At 61.8% G+C, this 15,349-nt stretch carries 13 protein-coding genes; all 13 read left to right on the top strand.

The features are described 5' to 3' along the window. Positions 1 to 134 precede the first annotated feature (134 nt). Positions 135 to 1,733 (top strand): EAL domain-containing protein, encoded by a 1,599-nt coding sequence (locus QZ564_RS03575; protein ID WP_297104730.1) that lies wholly within the window; start codon positions 135 to 137, stop codon positions 1,731 to 1,733. Positions 1,734 to 1,922: 189 nt separating this feature from the next. Further along, entirely contained in the window at positions 1,923 to 4,208 is a 2,286-nt protein-coding gene (locus tag QZ564_RS03570) for an NADP-dependent malic enzyme (RefSeq protein WP_297104727.1), read from the top strand. 149 nt (positions 4,209 to 4,357) lie between these two features. Next, positions 4,358 to 4,756 carry a septum formation initiator family protein gene (locus tag QZ564_RS03565; RefSeq protein WP_297104724.1) on the top strand — a complete coding sequence of 133 codons (399 nt, stop codon included), beginning with the start codon at positions 4,358 to 4,360 and terminating at the stop codon, positions 4,754 to 4,756. A gap of 116 nt (positions 4,757 to 4,872) precedes the next feature. Then, positions 4,873 to 5,892, top strand: a complete 1,020-nt coding sequence (pdhA, locus tag QZ564_RS03560) for a pyruvate dehydrogenase (acetyl-transferring) E1 component subunit alpha (RefSeq protein ID WP_297104721.1) — start codon at positions 4,873 to 4,875, stop codon at positions 5,890 to 5,892. 8 nt (positions 5,893 to 5,900) lie between these two features. Then, positions 5,901 to 6,293: a hypothetical protein gene (locus tag QZ564_RS03555; protein WP_297104718.1), complete on the top strand. Its 393-nt coding sequence runs from the start codon at positions 5,901 to 5,903 to the stop codon at positions 6,291 to 6,293. A 1-nt stretch (position 6,294) separates the two neighbouring features. Then, on the top strand, positions 6,295 to 7,686 hold the full coding sequence (locus QZ564_RS03550; RefSeq protein ID WP_297104713.1) for a pyruvate dehydrogenase complex E1 component subunit beta: 1,392 nt from the start codon (positions 6,295 to 6,297) through the stop codon (positions 7,684 to 7,686). A gap of 11 nt (positions 7,687 to 7,697) precedes the next feature. Then, positions 7,698 to 9,041 carry a pyruvate dehydrogenase complex dihydrolipoamide acetyltransferase gene (locus tag QZ564_RS03545; protein WP_297104708.1) on the top strand — a complete coding sequence of 448 codons (1,344 nt, stop codon included), beginning with the start codon at positions 7,698 to 7,700 and terminating at the stop codon, positions 9,039 to 9,041. Continuing rightward, positions 9,038 to 9,412 carry a TfoX/Sxy family protein gene (locus QZ564_RS03540; protein ID WP_297104703.1) on the top strand — a complete coding sequence of 125 codons (375 nt, stop codon included), beginning with the start codon at positions 9,038 to 9,040 and terminating at the stop codon, positions 9,410 to 9,412. Before QZ564_RS03545 ends, QZ564_RS03540 begins: the two co-directional genes overlap by 4 nt. After that, on the top strand, positions 9,409 to 10,056 hold the full coding sequence (locus tag QZ564_RS03535; protein ID WP_297104690.1) for a GDSL-type esterase/lipase family protein: 648 nt from the start codon (positions 9,409 to 9,411) through the stop codon (positions 10,054 to 10,056). Before QZ564_RS03540 ends, QZ564_RS03535 begins: the two co-directional genes overlap by 4 nt. Before the next feature lie 23 nt (positions 10,057 to 10,079). After that, positions 10,080 to 11,519, top strand: a complete 1,440-nt coding sequence (gene lpdA, locus QZ564_RS03530) for a dihydrolipoyl dehydrogenase (protein WP_297104686.1) — start codon at positions 10,080 to 10,082, stop codon at positions 11,517 to 11,519. Between the two features lie 57 nt (positions 11,520 to 11,576). Continuing rightward, positions 11,577 to 12,617 (top strand): Gfo/Idh/MocA family oxidoreductase, encoded by a 1,041-nt coding sequence (locus tag QZ564_RS03525; protein WP_297104683.1) that lies wholly within the window; start codon positions 11,577 to 11,579, stop codon positions 12,615 to 12,617. 124 nt (positions 12,618 to 12,741) lie between these two features. Continuing rightward, complete coding sequence (gene lipA / locus QZ564_RS03520) at positions 12,742 to 13,695, top strand: lipoyl synthase (protein WP_297104680.1); 954 nt, start codon at positions 12,742 to 12,744, stop codon at positions 13,693 to 13,695. Between the two features lies 1 nt (position 13,696). Further along, positions 13,697 to 15,349 (top strand): SRPBCC family protein (locus QZ564_RS03510; protein ID WP_363311480.1); only part of this gene is annotated, 1,653 nt, incomplete at its 3' end.

Below are 15,349 nucleotides of genomic sequence, written 5' to 3'. Positions count from 1 at the left end.
CACGTCAAAGGAGGCGACCCAGGGTCGCCTCTTTCATCTTCATCATGGTTAGCGCCGGTTAATCAGCATTAACGACCCGTTAAAGCCTTGCTTGCTACGCAGGTAGGCAAGATTTTCCGAGCTCGGATTCGCAGGTGAAATCCAGGTTATCCCATGTCCTGATGCTCTTGGGCGCCATCCTGGCGTTTGTGCCCATTATTGCGGTGGACTACCTGCTTGATGCCTATGTGCAATACCGGGAGAAAGAAAAGGCTCAGCTATATGTTGAGACCGTTAGCTCACACTTGAATTCAAGCATAATGGATGGTGTGAGCGCTTTACGGAAGGTGATTGCCGCGAGCCCTTCACTATGCACGCCAACATTCGTCACCAACGCTCAGGAAGCCATTGAAGCGGGGTTGAACCTCAAGCAGTTCCTGGTCGAAAACCTGGACGGGGTTCAGTATTGCGACGCCTATGGACGCGTCGTGGATTATTCGCCGCTGTCGCAGGCGCTGCCGGTCCCCGGCCTGACCGAGACCATTGCCGTCGTCAAGCTCGGTGACTTGGCCATGCCGGCGCTCAAGATTACCCAGACATTCGGAGAAACGCGCCGGGTCTCGACGTTCGTGCCATTGATGGCTCAATCCGAAGCCGCCCTGACCGACACCTTGCCGGACTCGTCCATGCTGCGCGTGACGCTCACCAATGGGCTGTCGATCGTCACGCTTGGCGACCCGTCTGGGTTTGACCGCCGGCAGTCGAGTACGGATTATATAAGTGCGCAGGGCTATGCAGGGCAGTTCCCAATCAAGGTGGAATATGCGGTGCCCTTTGCCATGGCGCGATCCGGATATGCAGACCTTGATGTGATTTTCACGGTCATCGCCTGTCTCGCCAGCGCAGTCTTCCTGCTGTTCAATCTGAGCTATGCAAGGCGCTCGCGCGTTCCGGCGTTCGATCTGGAGCGGGCGATAGAACGCAACGAAATCAAGCCCTATTATCAACCCGTGATCAATCTGCGGACCGGCGAACTAGTGGGTTGCGAAGTGCTCTGCCGCTGGGAAAAGCGCAACGGCCAGGTTATCCCGCCGGGCGCCTTCATCGACTATGCGGAGGTTACCGGGCTCGCTATCCCGATGACGGTTTCGCTGATGGAACAGGTGCGCAACGATTTGGGCGAGCTGTCCAAGACGCTGCCGAACATGAAGATTTCGATCAACCTGTTCGAAGGGCATTTCCGCGATGTGGGCATTGTTGAAGACGTGCAAGCCATCTTCGGTCAGTCGCCGATCAATTTCCGGCAGCTGGTTTTCGAGATCACCGAGCGGCGGCCACTGACCAACTCGATGGCGACGACAAGCGTTATTTCAGGGCTGCACGCGCTTGGCGCGCGGCTGGCCATGGATGACGCAGGGACCGGGCATTCCAACCTCGCTTATCTTGCGACGCTGGGGGTCGACGTCATCAAGATCGACCGCATTTTCGTTGATATGATCAAGCCAGGGACCACCCAGGTGCCTGTGCTGGATGGCTTGATTGCCATGGCGAAGGATCTTGATTGCGAGATCGTCGCCGAAGGTGTCGAAACGGAAGAACAGGCGCTTTATCTGCGATCAAGGGGCGTCCTGCACGCGCAGGGATACATCTTCGCGCCGGCGTTGAAGGTGACGGCCTTCAAGGAACTGGCTCTGGCCCTGCATTCTGCGTCCAATCCGCAGCCGCGGCTGGAAGTGGTCGCATCGGCGGCCTGATCCTGTCTGCCCGGGAGATAGACGGGGCCTCGCGCTCCATTTCTGTCACATGTCTGTCTCCGTAAACGTTGCAGCATTCCAAGCCGCCGCATTTTTGCCGCGGACTCGACGCCTTGGGCGTATCCGGCCTTTTCAATTTAAGAGATTGATGGCACCAACGCGCCGATTGGCCTGCCGGGAGAGAGCTTCGTGTCCACCGATATCAATGAGCAGCGCAAGGCATTGCGAGAAGCCGCGTTGCATTTTCATGAGTTTCCAAAGCCCGGCAAGCTGGAGATCCAGCCGCTGAAGCCTCTGGGCAATCAGCGCGATCTGGCTCTGGCCTATTCGCCCGGCGTGGCCGCTCCATGCGAGGAGATCGCGCAGACACCGGAGGCGGTTGCTCGTTACACATCCCGCCAGAATCTGGTGGCCGTGATCTCCAACGGCACGGCCGTGCTGGGGTTGGGCAATATCGGCGCTTTGGCGAGCAAGCCGGTGATGGAAGGAAAAGCCGTTCTCTTCAAGAAGTTTGCCGGTATCGATGTCTTCGACCTCGAGATCGACGAAATCAATCCGCAGAAATTCACCGACGCAGTCGCTCCCCTCTGGCCTACTTTCGGTGGGATCAATCTGGAGGACATCCGCGCTCCGGATTGTTTCGAGATCGAGGAAGCCCTGCGCGAACGCATGCCGATCCCGGTTTTTCATGACGACCAGCATGGTACGGCCATCATCGTCGGTGCTGCGGTCCTGAATGGGCTGGAACTGGCCGGCAAGACGATCAGTGAAGCCAAAATCTGCACATCCGGGGCAGGGGCGGCCGCGATTGCCTGCCTCAACGTGCTGGTGGCGCTGGGTGCCAAGCATGAGAACATCTGGGTAGCCGACAAGGATGGGCTGGTTACCCACAAACGCAATGACGTCAATGACAAGTGGCGTGGGCAATTCCGCCGGACCAGCGAGGCGACGACGCTGGCCGAAGTCATCGATGGTGCCGATGTCTTCCTGGGCCTGTCGGCAGCGGGGGCATTGAAGCCCGAAATGCTGGCCAAAATGGCGCCGAAGCCGCTGATCCTGGCACTGGCCAATCCCAATCCGGAAATCATGCCGGAGGTTGCCAAGGAAACGCGTCCGGACGCCATGGTCTGCACCGGCCGGTCGGACTATCCCAATCAGGTCAACAACGTCCTCTGCTTCCCGTTCATCTTCCGGGGCGCGCTCGATGTGCACGCCACGACGATTAACGAGGAGATGAAGCTGGCGGCCGTCCGCGCCATTGCCAAGCTGGCGCGTGAGCCGGGGCTGGAGGTCTCAACTTCCGGAGCACCGGCGGTCTACGGACCAGAGCACATCATCCCCAATCCATTCGATCAGCGGCTGATCCTGCGGATTGCTCCGGCGGTGGCTCGCGCGGCGATGGAATCGGGTGTGGCCAAGAAGCCGATCGAAAACTGGGACGCCTACCAGGACAGCCTCAACCGGTTTGTCTTCCGGTCTGGATTGGTGATGAAGCCGATCATCGACCGCGCGCAGGGGCAGGGCAAGCGCATTGCCTTTGCCGATGGCGAGGACGAGCGCGTATTGCGGGCGGCTCAGGTGCTGCTTGAGGAAGGTCTCGCGCGTCCGATCCTGATTGGCCGCCCCGCCGTTCTGGAAGCGCGCATCGAACGATTTGGCCTCTCCATCCAGCCAGGGCGCGATTTCGAGGTGATCAACCCGGAAGATGATCCGCGCTATCGCGACTATGTCACCCTGTTCCATTCGCTGGTCGGTCGCCAAGGCGTGACCCCGGACACCGCGCGGACTATTGTTCGCACCAACACGACTGTCATTGGCGCGCTGGCGGTGAAGCGCGGCGACGCTGATGCCATGCTATGCGGGCTGCAGGGCCGCTTCATCAAGCACGCGCGCGACATCAAATCCGTTCTCGGCCTTCAGCCGGGTGTCACCGAGGTATCGGCGCTCTCGATGCTGATCATGCCGCGGGGTGCGTTCTTCCTGACCGACACCTATGTCAATCAGAACCCAAGCGCCGATGAAATCGTCTCGATCACGCTGCAGGCGCGGGATCACTTGAAGCGTTTCAATATCGAAGCCAAGGCGGCGCTGCTCAGCTACTCCAATTTTGGGTCACGCGACGGCGATAGCGCCTACAAGATGCGAGCGGCCTATGACAAGCTCAAGGCCATTGCTCCGGACATGATCGTCGAGGGCGAAATGCAAGGTGACCTGGCACTCAATGAGGCCCTGCGCGAACGCTATATTCCCGACACGGTGTTGAAGGGTGAGGCCAATCTACTTGTGTTTCCCGATCTCGATGCTGCCAACCTCTCCATGACGCTGCTCAAGGAGATGAACAACGGCTTGGCTGTTGGTCCCATCCTGATGGGCACTCAAGCGCCGGCGCATATCCTGGCGCCGTCGGTTACCAGCCGCGGCATCGTCAACATGGCGGCGATTGCTGCGAACGAGGCATTGGGCGCGGCCTCCTGATGCGGGAGGCCTTTCCGCCACTTTTGCGGTCTCGGCGCGGTGTTGAAACTCTGGAGTTCTCGACTCTGCGCCGGGTGTGATGGGCGCCCGTTTCAACCGGGCATTAATGCCTTGTCAGGCATGGTTATGTGTCTGAACCTGGTTTGCGCATGCCCACCCGCCTCAAACGTCCTGCATTTTGGCGACCACTGGCCCTGACAGTGGCTTTGCTCTGTTTCCAGGGCTATCTGGGCTATTCGGCGATTTCGGGTCAATTCGGCATCGAGAATCGGGAGGATATCCTGGCCGATATCGAAGTGCTGCAGGATCGCAGTGCTGCACTTCAGGCGGAAATCGACGCCTATCGGCACAGGGCGGCGTTGATGAACCCCCGTCATCTGGATCCTGATATCGTCACCGAGCGCGCACGGGCGCTTCTGAACATGGCCCATGCCGACGATGTGCTGGTCATGGTGAACCCGGACACGGGTAAACCAATTTCCGGTCAATTCGTTGAATTAATCGACGATCAGTTAATCTCGATAATACAAGCGGATTCAACGCTTTAGACTCTATCCGAAGCGTGTTGCCGGGCAATGTTATTGGCCTGCGGCTTGCAGTATCATGCACAAAGTGGCCTGATCGGGCCAGAGCGGCAAATTCCCCGACCCAAGCGGAGTGTAGAATGGCGCGCAAGGCGACGGCCACCAAGGCCAAGACGCAGCCCAACGTCCCCCAGTTCACCCAGGAACAGGATCTCGAAGCGTTTCGCGAGATGCTGCTGATCCGTCGGTTCGAGGAAAAGGCCGGCCAGATGTATGGCATGGGCCTGATCGGCGGCTTCTGCCACCTGTATATCGGTCAGGAGGCGGTTGTCACCGGCATCACCATGGCCTCTGAGAAGGGCAAGGACGCCCAGATCACCGGTTATCGCGACCATGGCCACATGCTGGTCATGGGGCTCGATCCCAAGGGCGTCATGGCCGAATTGACTGGGCGTCAGGGTGGCCTTTCCAAGGGCAAGGGCGGCTCGATGCACATGTTCTCCAATGAACACCGCTTCTATGGCGGCAATGGCATTGTGGGCGCCCAGGCCTCGCTGGGCACGGGGCTTGCCTTTGCCAGCAAATACACGGGCGACGGTTCGGTCTCGATCACCTATTTCGGCGACGGTGCCGCCAATCAGGGCCAGGTCTATGAGAGCTTCAACATGGCCAAGCTCTGGAACCTGCCGGTTGTCTACGTCATCGAAAACAACAAATACGCCATGGGCACCTCGATCGAGCGCGCCGCGGCGACGACCGATTTTTCCCAGCGTGGCCTCAGCTTCAACATTCCGGGCGAGCAGGTCGACGGCATGGATGTGCGCATGGTCTATGATGCTGCTCAGCGCGCCATTGAGCATGCCCGGTCCGGCAAGGGCCCCTATATCCTGGAGATGCTGACCTATCGCTATCGGGGTCACTCCATGTCCGACCCGGCCAAGTACCGGTCCAAGGATGAAGTCACCAAGTACCGGCAGGAGCGCGATCCGATCGAGCAGGTGCGTGCGCGTCTGCTTGAAGGTGGCAGCATCACCGAGGAAGAGCTCAAGAAGATCGAGACCGAAATTCGCGCCATCGTCACCGAGGCGGCAGAGTTCGCAACGAACGATCCCGAGCCGGATGCGTCCGAGCTCTGGACCGATATCACGATCGAGGCCTGAGGCAGTTTATGACCATCCTGCTTGGCGTCATCCTGCTGTTTGCGGCGCTGTCGGCGGTTCTGGCTGCCGTGCAGGCCGTGGCCATCAGCAAGCTGGCGCCTGCCCAGGCCTGGCGCGGCTGGCTGTTTGGCTGGTGGCGCTTTGCAGAGATCGAACGCCGTGCCGGACTTGCCGGCGAGGCTCAGGCTGGCATCTACAAGCGCGCAGTTATGGCCGCACTCGCTTTTGGGCTGCTGGGCCTGATCCTGAGCGGCTGGATGGTCAACCAGCGCCCAGCCGGCGCCGCCGATGTCTCATCCAGAAAATTGAATGGCTGGCGGATTGATGCCGCAGCCCTGTCCCCGAATTCCTCTATCCGCCCGTTGGCCTCCATGCCCGGCGCGATTCTTGTGGAGAGCTGATATGCCCCAAATCCTCATGCCCGCTTTGTCGCCGACCATGGAAGAAGGCAAGCTTGCCAAATGGGTCGTCAAGGTCGGTGACACGGTCAAGGCCGGCGATGTACTGGCCGAGATCGAGACCGACAAGGCCACCATGGAAGTCGAGTCGGTCGATGAGGGTGTCGTCAAGGAAATCCTGGTGGAAGAGGGAACCGAAGGCGTAAAGGTCAACACCCCCATCGCCCTGGTGCTTGCCGAAGGCGAAAGCGCAGAGAGCGCTGCGGCCCCGGTGGCCGAAACGGCTCCCGAACCTGCCGAAGCCCCCGTGGCAGCCGCCGGGAAGGCGGCCGAGTCAGCGCCTGCGGCAGCTGTTCCCGCTGCGCCGAAATTCGAGCCGCAGGCCGATCCGGACCTGCCGGAAGGCGTGGAGATGGTCGAGATGACCGTGCGCCAGGCGCTCAACGAGGCCATGGCCGAAGAACTACGCCGCGACAAGGATGTCTTCATCATGGGTGAGGAGGTCGCCGAGTATCAGGGCGCCTACAAAATCACCCAGGGCCTGCTGCAGGAATTCGGCAAGGACCGCGTGATTGATACCCCGATTACCGAGCACGGCTTTGCCGGTCTCGCCGTCGGTGCCGCCTTTGCCGGCTTGAAGCCCGTCGTTGAGTTCATGACCTGGAACTTTGCCATGCAGGCGATCGACCAGATCATCAATTCGGCTGCCAAGCAGCTCTACATGTCCGGCGGTCAGGTAACGGCGCCCATGGTGTTCCGCGGCCCCAACGGTGCCGCCGCCCGCGTCGGCGCCCAGCACAGCCAGGACTATTCGGCGTGGTACAGCCACGTTCCGGGCCTCACCGTCATCGCGCCCTATAGCGCGGCCGATGCCAAGGGCCTCCTGAAGGCCGCCATCCGCTCGCCCAATCCGGTGGTCTTCCTCGAAAACGAAATCCTCTACGGTTCGACCGGCCTCGTGCCCAAGGTCGATGATTTCGTGCTACCCATCGGCAAGGCCCGCATTGCCCGCAAGGGTGCGGATGTCACCATTGTCTCTTTCTCCATGGGCATGCGCTATGCCACCCAGGCCACCGAAAAGCTGGTTGCTGCCGGCGTCGACGTGGAACTGATCGACCTCAGGACGCTGCGTCCGATGGACAGCGAGACCGTCATCGAGTCGGTCAAGAAGACCGGGCGCCTGGTGACCGTGGAAGAAGGCTGGCCGCAGGGCGGTATCGGTGCCGAACTATCGGCCCGCGTCATGGAAGGCGCCTTCGACTATCTCGACGCGCCGGTCATGCGCATCACCGGCAAGGACGTGCCAATGCCCTATGCCGCCAACCTCGAAAAGCTGGCGCTGCCCAACGTTGATGAAGTGATCGCGGCCGTGAATGCCGTGACCTATCGTTCGTAAGGAGACCCGGGATGCCAATCGATATCACCATGCCGGCGCTCTCTCCGACGATGGAAGAGGGCAAGCTCGCCAAGTGGCACGTCAAGGAAGGCGACAGCGTTTCCTCAGGTGACGTGATCGCCGAAATCGAGACCGACAAGGCGACCATGGAAGTGGAAGCCGTGGATGAAGGCAAGATCGGCAAAATCCTTGTCGATGAAGGCACCGACAATGTGAAGGTCAACGCCGTCATCGCCGTGCTCTTGCAGGAAGGTGAGGACGCAAGCGCCATAGGTTCTGCGGCTCCGGCGCCGAAGTCAGAGGCTCCGAAGAGCGAAGCACCCAAGGCGGAGACGGCCAAGGCTGACGCTGCGCCTGCACCGGCGGCAAAGACCGAGGCTCCCAAGCCAGCCGCTGCGCCGGCCAAGGCCGAGGGTGGACGGGTCTTCGCCTCACCTCTGGCCAAGCGTCTCGCCAAGGAGGCCGGCATTGATGTCGCTGCCATTTCCGGCACAGGGCCGAAGGGCCGTGTGATCAAAGCCGACGTGGAAGCTGCCAAGTCGGGGAAAACGCCGCTCAAGGCCGCAGCATCGGCTCCGGCCGCTGCCTCTGGTGGCGCCGCCATGGCCGGTGGGCTCACCAAGGCCCAGGTTCTGGCCATGTACGAGGAAGGCACCTACGACCTCGTTCCGGCTGATGGCATGCGCAAGACCATTGCGGCGCGCCTGACCGAGAGCAAGCAGACCGTGCCGCATTTCTACCTGACGGTGGACTGCAGGATCGACGCCCTGCTGGCTGCCCGCGAACAGATCAATGCGACGGCGCCCAAGTCCAAGGACGGCAAGCCGGAATTCAAGCTTTCGGTCAATGACTTCGTGATGAAAGCCTGGGCCATTGCGCTGCAGCGCGTACCGCTTGCGAACGCCACCTGGGCCGGGGATTCGATCCTCTATCACAAGCGTTCGGACGTTGCGGTGGCCGTGGCCATTCCAGGTGGCCTGTTCACTCCCGTGGTCAAGAGTTGCGATACCAAGAGCCTGCGCGAAATTTCCGAGGCGGTGAAGGATCTCGCCACCCGTGCGCGCAACAAGAAGCTGATGCCGCACGAATATCAGGGTGGCGCTTCGGCTGTTTCGAACCTGGGCATGTTCGGCATCAAGGATTTTGCCGCCGTCATCAACCCGCCGCATGGCACTATCCTCGCGGTCGGCGTGGGTGAAGAACGGGTCTATCCGGACAAGGGCGAGATCAAGATCGGCCAGTTCATGACCTGCACGCTTTCCTGCGACCACCGCTCGGTCGATGGTGCGCTGGGTGCTGAAGTGCTGGGCGTGTACAAGGGGCTGATCGAAAATCCGGTGATGATGCTGGCATGAACGCCAGAAAGCCAAGCTCAGCTGCCCCCGAAATGGAAACCCGGCTCTACCGAGCCGCGGTCGCCGCGACGGAGGGTTGTGAGTTGAAAGGCGCAACAATGCCCTACACGTCAATCAACGGTAACATGTACTCGTTTCTCGACAAGAAAGGCGTTGTTGCCGTGCGGCTTGGCGAAGTCGAGCGTGCGGAACTGGAGCAGATTGGCGGCGAGCCCTATGTGCACGAGAGCGGCGCGGCAATGAAAGAATACGTGTCCCTACCGATGGGCATTCTATCCGATGAGAAACGCGCCGCGGAGTGGCTCTGCAGGAGCCTGGCTTTTGCAGGCACCTTGAAGCCCAAGGCGACGGCTCGGAGCACGAAGGCATGAAGACCATTCTCGCCTATGGCGACAGCCTGACATATGGCGCGGACCCTGGTGGCGGGCCGCGGCATGGTTTCGAGCACCGCTGGCCGACGACATTGGAAAAGGGTTTGGGTGGCAAGGCGCGGGTGATTGCCGAGGGTCTGGGTGGCCGGGCCACGGCCTATGACGACTGGACGGCGGCCGCGGACCGGAACGGTGCGCGCATCCTGCCGACCATCCTTGATAGCCACAAGCCGCTCGATCTCATCATCTTCGTGCTGGGCACCAATGATCTGAAGCCCTTTGTGGCCGGTACGGCTGCCTTCGCGGCTCGTGGCGCCCGACGGCTCATAGAAATGACCCGGGGACATTTCGCTGCTACCGGCGAAGCCGTGCCTCAGATCATTCTCGTATCGCCGCCGCATATCGTGCCGACAACCAACGAGGCCATGCTGAGCAATTTTGGCGGTCTCGATCATCTGCTGCGTGAGTCGCAGGACTTTGCGCGGCACTACCGTCGGCATGCCGAGGAAACCGGGGTCACCTTTTTTGACGCCGCGACGGTCGCCAAGGCGGACCCGCGCGACGGCGTGCATCTCGATCCGGCCAATACGGCCGCTATCGGCGAGGGGCTGGTGCCGCTCGTCAAACAGGTTCTGGGCATTTAGCCCGATTACTTCTGGAGGCCCTTATGGCTGACCAATACGATCTTCTCGTCATCGGCGCTGGTCCCGGCGGTTATGTCGCCGCCATTCGCGGCGCGCAACTGGGCATGAAAGTGGCCATTGTCGAGCGTGAGCACATGGCCGGCATCTGCTCGAACTGGGGCTGTATCCCTACCAAGGCGCTGCTGCGCTCGGCCGAAATCTACGGCCATATGGGCCATGCGAAGGACTATGGCCTCACCGCCGAGAAGTTCGGCTTTGACCTCGACGGCATCGTCAAGCGTTCGCGCGCCATTGCGGCGCAGATGAACAATGGCGTGCAGTTCCTGATGAAGAAAAACAAGATCGACACCATCTGGGGCGAGGCCACGATCACCAAGCCCGGCGAGGTCAAGGTCGGCCCTTCCAAGAAGCCGGTAGTGCAGCCGCAGGGTCCGGTGCCCAAGAATGCGCTGGGCGAGGGGACTTACAAGGCCAAGAACATCATCATCGCCACTGGCGCCCGTCCGCGCGTGCTGCCGGGCATCGAACCCGATGGGGACAAGATCTGGACCTATTTTGAGGCGCTGAAGCCCGCCGAAATGCCCAAGAGCCTCGTCGTCATGGGCTCGGGCGCCATCGGCATCGAGTTCGCGTCCTTCTACCGCTCGCTGGGTGCGGACGTGACTGTCATCGAGCTGCTGCCGCAAATCCTGCCGGTGGAAGACGCCGAGATTTCGGGCTTGGCCCGCAAGCGGCTGGAGAAGCGCGGCATCAAGTTCCTCACCGAAGCCAAGGTCGCGAAGGTCGAAAAGACCAAGGACGGCGTGATCGCCCATGTCGAGACCAAGGACGGCAAGACCCAGCAGATCGCTGGTGACAAGCTGATCTCGGCGGTTGGCGTCCAGTGCAATATTGAAGGCCTCGGCCTTGAGACTGTGGGCGTCAAGACCGAGCGCGGCGCCATTGTCATCGATGGCTATGGCAAGACCAATGTCGAGGGCATCTGGGCCATTGGCGATGTGGCCGGTCCGCCGATGCTGGCGCACAAGGCGGAGCATGAGGCTGTCATTACAGTCGAGAAGATTGCCGGCATGAAGGTTCACGGCCTCGACAAGACCAAGGTGCCCGGCTGCACCTATTGCGAGCCGCAGGTGGCCAGTGTCGGGTTGACCGAGGCCAAGGCCAAGGAAGCGGGGCGCGAAATCAAGGTCGGGCGCTTCCCCTTTGTCGGCAATGGCAAGGCGATTGCGCTGGGTGAACCGGACGGGCTGGTGAAGACGATCTTCGATGCCAAGACCGGGGAACTTCTGGGCGCCCATATGGTTGGTGCCGAGGTCACCGAGCTGATCCAGGGGTTCGTGGTTGCCATGAACCTTGAAACCACCGAGGAAGAGCTCATCCACACCATCTTCCCGCATCCCACGCTCAGCGAGACGATGAAGGAAAGCGTGCTCGACGCCTATGGTCGCTCGCTGAACATCTGACCGATCGGCGCGGTGCGCGGCGCCGAGGCGGAACGTACAACCACAGGAGTTATCCACATGGTCAAGGCAATCCAAATCGGGCTGGGGCACTGGGGTTTCAGCTGGTCGAAAGACGTTATCCCCAATGTTCCCACTGTCGAGATGGTGGGCTATGTGGATACCAATCCCGAGGCCACTGAGCGGGTGCAGACCGAGCTGGGCGTGGACCCACAACTCTGCTTTCACAGCCTGGAAGATGCGGCCAAGCACACCGATGCGAAACTGGCGCTCTGCACGCTGCGGACCGAAGCACACTATCCGGTCGTCAAGCGGTGCCTGGAACTGGGCTATAATGTGCTGGTGGAGAAGCCTTTCACCACCACCATTGCCCAGGGCAAGGAACTGGTGGCCCTCGCCAAGGTGCAGGGCAGGGTGCTCATGGTCAGCCAGAACTATCGGCACCAGCCGGCGCCGATTGCCGCGGCCGATCTGATCGCTGCGGGCAAGTTCGGCGCGCTCAACATGGTCTCGATCGATTTTCGGCGCCATGGCCCGAGCCAGGGCTATCGCTATTGGGACATGCCCGACCCGCTGCTCGCGGACATGTCGATCCACCATTTCGACCTCATGCGCTTCGTTCTGGGTGATGAGCCGGTGCGGTTGTCGTGCCGGACCTGGAACCCGCCTGGCAGCCCGTTCCATTTCGATCCGAGCGGGGTAGCGACGATCGAATTTTCCAAGGGCACGGTGGTGTCCTATCGCGCCAGCTGGATGAATTCGGGGCCGGTGACGCCCTGGGCCGGCGAGTGGGTGATGGACGGCGCCGAGGGGCAGATTGCCTGGAGTTCGCGCGACCATTTCCGCGACAAGGCCGGCCCGGACCAACTGACCTTGCGGCCGCTCGATGGCAAGGCGGAGAAGGTCAAGCTCAGCCCGGTAAGGTTTGCCGATCGCCAGGGCACGCTCAACGCGATCGCCACTGTGCTCGATGGTGGTGCCGTTCCGCGCGGATTCAGCTCGGGCGAGGACAATCTCGGTTCATTGGCCCTAGTGCAGGCGACGATCCTGTCGGCCTCGCGCGGCGGGGACTGGGTGGATATGACGGAAATCCTGGGATAGGCGGCTTGCATGGCTGCCAATCACCCATAAGGCCGGGTTGAACCGGCCGCTCTTGGGAGCGATATAGGGCTAACTCTTTGGGCCGCGTTTCTTTGTGAAACTCCAGGCCCCAGTCAGGACTGAAATGGTCACGCTCATCGACAACTCGGTTGCAAAGCCGCGCCACCCGGAAAAGGCCAACCGGCCCGACAGCGTCGTGCTGCGCAAGCCCGACTGGATCCGCGTCAAGGCGCCGGGCTCGCCGGTCTACAATGAGACGCAGAAGATCGTGCGCGAGAACAATCTCGTCACCGTCTGCGAGGAGGCCGGCTGCCCCAATATCGGGGAGTGCTGGAGCAAGAAGCACGCGACCATGATGATCATGGGCGAGATCTGCACACGCGCCTGCGCCTTCTGCAATGTGCGCACCGGCCTGCCGACCGCCCTTGATCCGCACGAGCCGGAAAATGTCGCCATTGCCGTCGAGAAGCTCGGGCTTGAGCATGTCGTGATCACCTCGGTCGACCGCGACGATCTCAGCGATGGCGGGGCGCAGCATTTTGCCGATGTCATTCTCGCGATCCGTGCTCGTAACCCGAAAACGACGATTGAAATCCTGACGCCGGACTTTTTGCGCAAGGACGGGGCTTTGGAAATCGTGGTCGCGGCCAAGCCGGACGTCTTCAACCACAATCTCGAAACCGTGCCTTCGAAATATCTCAAGGTGCGGCCCGGGGCGCGCTATTTCCACTCAATCCGGTTGTTGCAGCGGGTCAAGGAACTGGATCCGACCATCTTCACCAAGTCCGGCATCATGGTCGGGCTGGGCGAAGAGCGGAATGAAGTCCTGCAGCTCATGGACGACCTGCGCTCGGCAGATGTCGATTTCCTGACCATCGGGCAATATCTGCAGCCCACCAAGAAGCACTATCCGCTGCAGCGTTTCGTGACACCGGAAGAGTTCAAGTCCTTTGCCACCGTGGCGACGTCAAAGGGTTTTCTTCTGGTTTCGTCGAGCCCGCTGACCAGGTCGTCGCACCATGCCGGCGAAGATTTTGCGCGCCTCAAGGCCAACCGCTTGGCGAAGCTCGGCCACTGAGATGAAGCGCTTCTACGAACGGCATGTGCCGCATCTGCCGGAGCGGATGTTCAACATTGTCTCGGACCTTGAGGACTATCCGCGCTTCATCCCCAATTGCCAGGCGATGCAGGTTCGACCCGATCCGGCGGCGGGGGGCAAGGATGTGCGGCTGGCGCGGATGACCATCTCCTTCGGGCCGATCACCCAGGCCTATACAAGCCGGGTGAGCCTGGACGAAACGGCGCGGACCATCCGCGCCAAGGCCGTGGACGGGCCCTTCGCCTATCTCGACAGCGTCTGGAGCTTCGAGCCTGAAGGGCAGGGGACGCGTGTCCGCTTCGAAATCGACTTCAAGATTTCCAATCCGCTGATTGCGGCAGTGGCCGAGCCGGCCTTTGCCGGCAAGCACGCCCGCCTGCCCGACCTGCCGAAGCGCATCACCCAGAACGACGTGATGGTAACGCGCGGCGTCGGCGATTCCATGGCGCTTCGAACCGCCTGCCACAATCCGCGCATCCACGCCCAGACCGCGCCTGACGGGGCGGACGCCCGCGCCGTCTTCGACGCCGTCGAGCAGGCCCGTGTCGAGGCGATCGGCGCGCGCCGGATGCCGGGCGTCGGCGACAACATCTCGGCGATGATCGACGACAAGTTCACGCGCGCCAATCTCGCCACCGTCACCGAGCGCGAGCAGGCGCCGCTGTCGGAAGCCGTCGCGCTGCTCGTCCGCGAGAAGCTGACCGGCCGGCCGACCCCGCCGGGCGCCGCCGCCGTCGCCGATCTGTGGCGCGACTGGATCGACGACAAGGCCGCCGGCGATTTTGCCAATCTGGAAGCGTCGATCGACGACCAGAACGCCTTTGCCCGCGCCGTGCGCGACATGCTCGTGTCGATGGAACTCGCCGACGAGATGGCCGGCGAGGAGCCGGAGGATTCCGACGAGGACAACGAGGACGAGCCGGAAGCCGACGAGGATACCGAGGGCGGCAGCCAGGAAGACAGCGGCGAGGAGCAGTCCGAGGCCGAGGACAGCCAGGCCGAGAGCGAGCAGCCCGAGGCCGGCGAGATGGACGCCTCGCAGGCGACCGCCGACGACATGGAGGAAGACCTCGACGCCGACGCCGAGGAGCCCGGCGAGGCGATCCGCCCCGACCAGCCCTATAACGACATCCTGTCGGGCATCGATTACAAGGTCTTTTCGACCGAGTTCGACGAGACTGTCACCGCCGAAGAGCTCTGCGACGAAGCCGAGCTGGAACGCCTGCGCGCCTTCCTCGACAAGCAGCTCGCCAATCTTCAGGGCGTCGTCGGACGCCTCGCCAACCGGCTGCAGCGCCGCCTGATGGCGCAGCAGAACCGCTCCTGGGATTTCGATCTCGAGGAGGGCTATCTGGACCCGGCCCGCCTGCCCCGCATCATCATCGACGAGATGGCCGGCACCTTTGCGCCGCTCTCCTTCAAGCGCGAGCGCGACACGACCTTCCGCGACACGGTCGTCACCCTGCTTCTGGACAACTCCGGCTCGATGCGCGGCCGGCCGATCACGGTCGCCGCCACTTGCGCCGACATCCTCGCGCGCACGCTGGAGCGCTGCGGCGTCAAGGTCGAGATCCTCGGCTTCACGACCCGCGCCTGGAAGGGCGGCCAGAGCCGCGAATCCTGGCTCTCCTCC

The organism is uncultured Devosia sp. (genome assembly GCF_913055165.1).
Classification (GTDB): domain Bacteria; phylum Pseudomonadota; class Alphaproteobacteria; order Rhizobiales; family Devosiaceae; genus Devosia.
The sequence above is the reverse complement of the archived record's forward strand: the minus strand, read 5'-3'. Positions and strand labels throughout refer to the sequence as shown.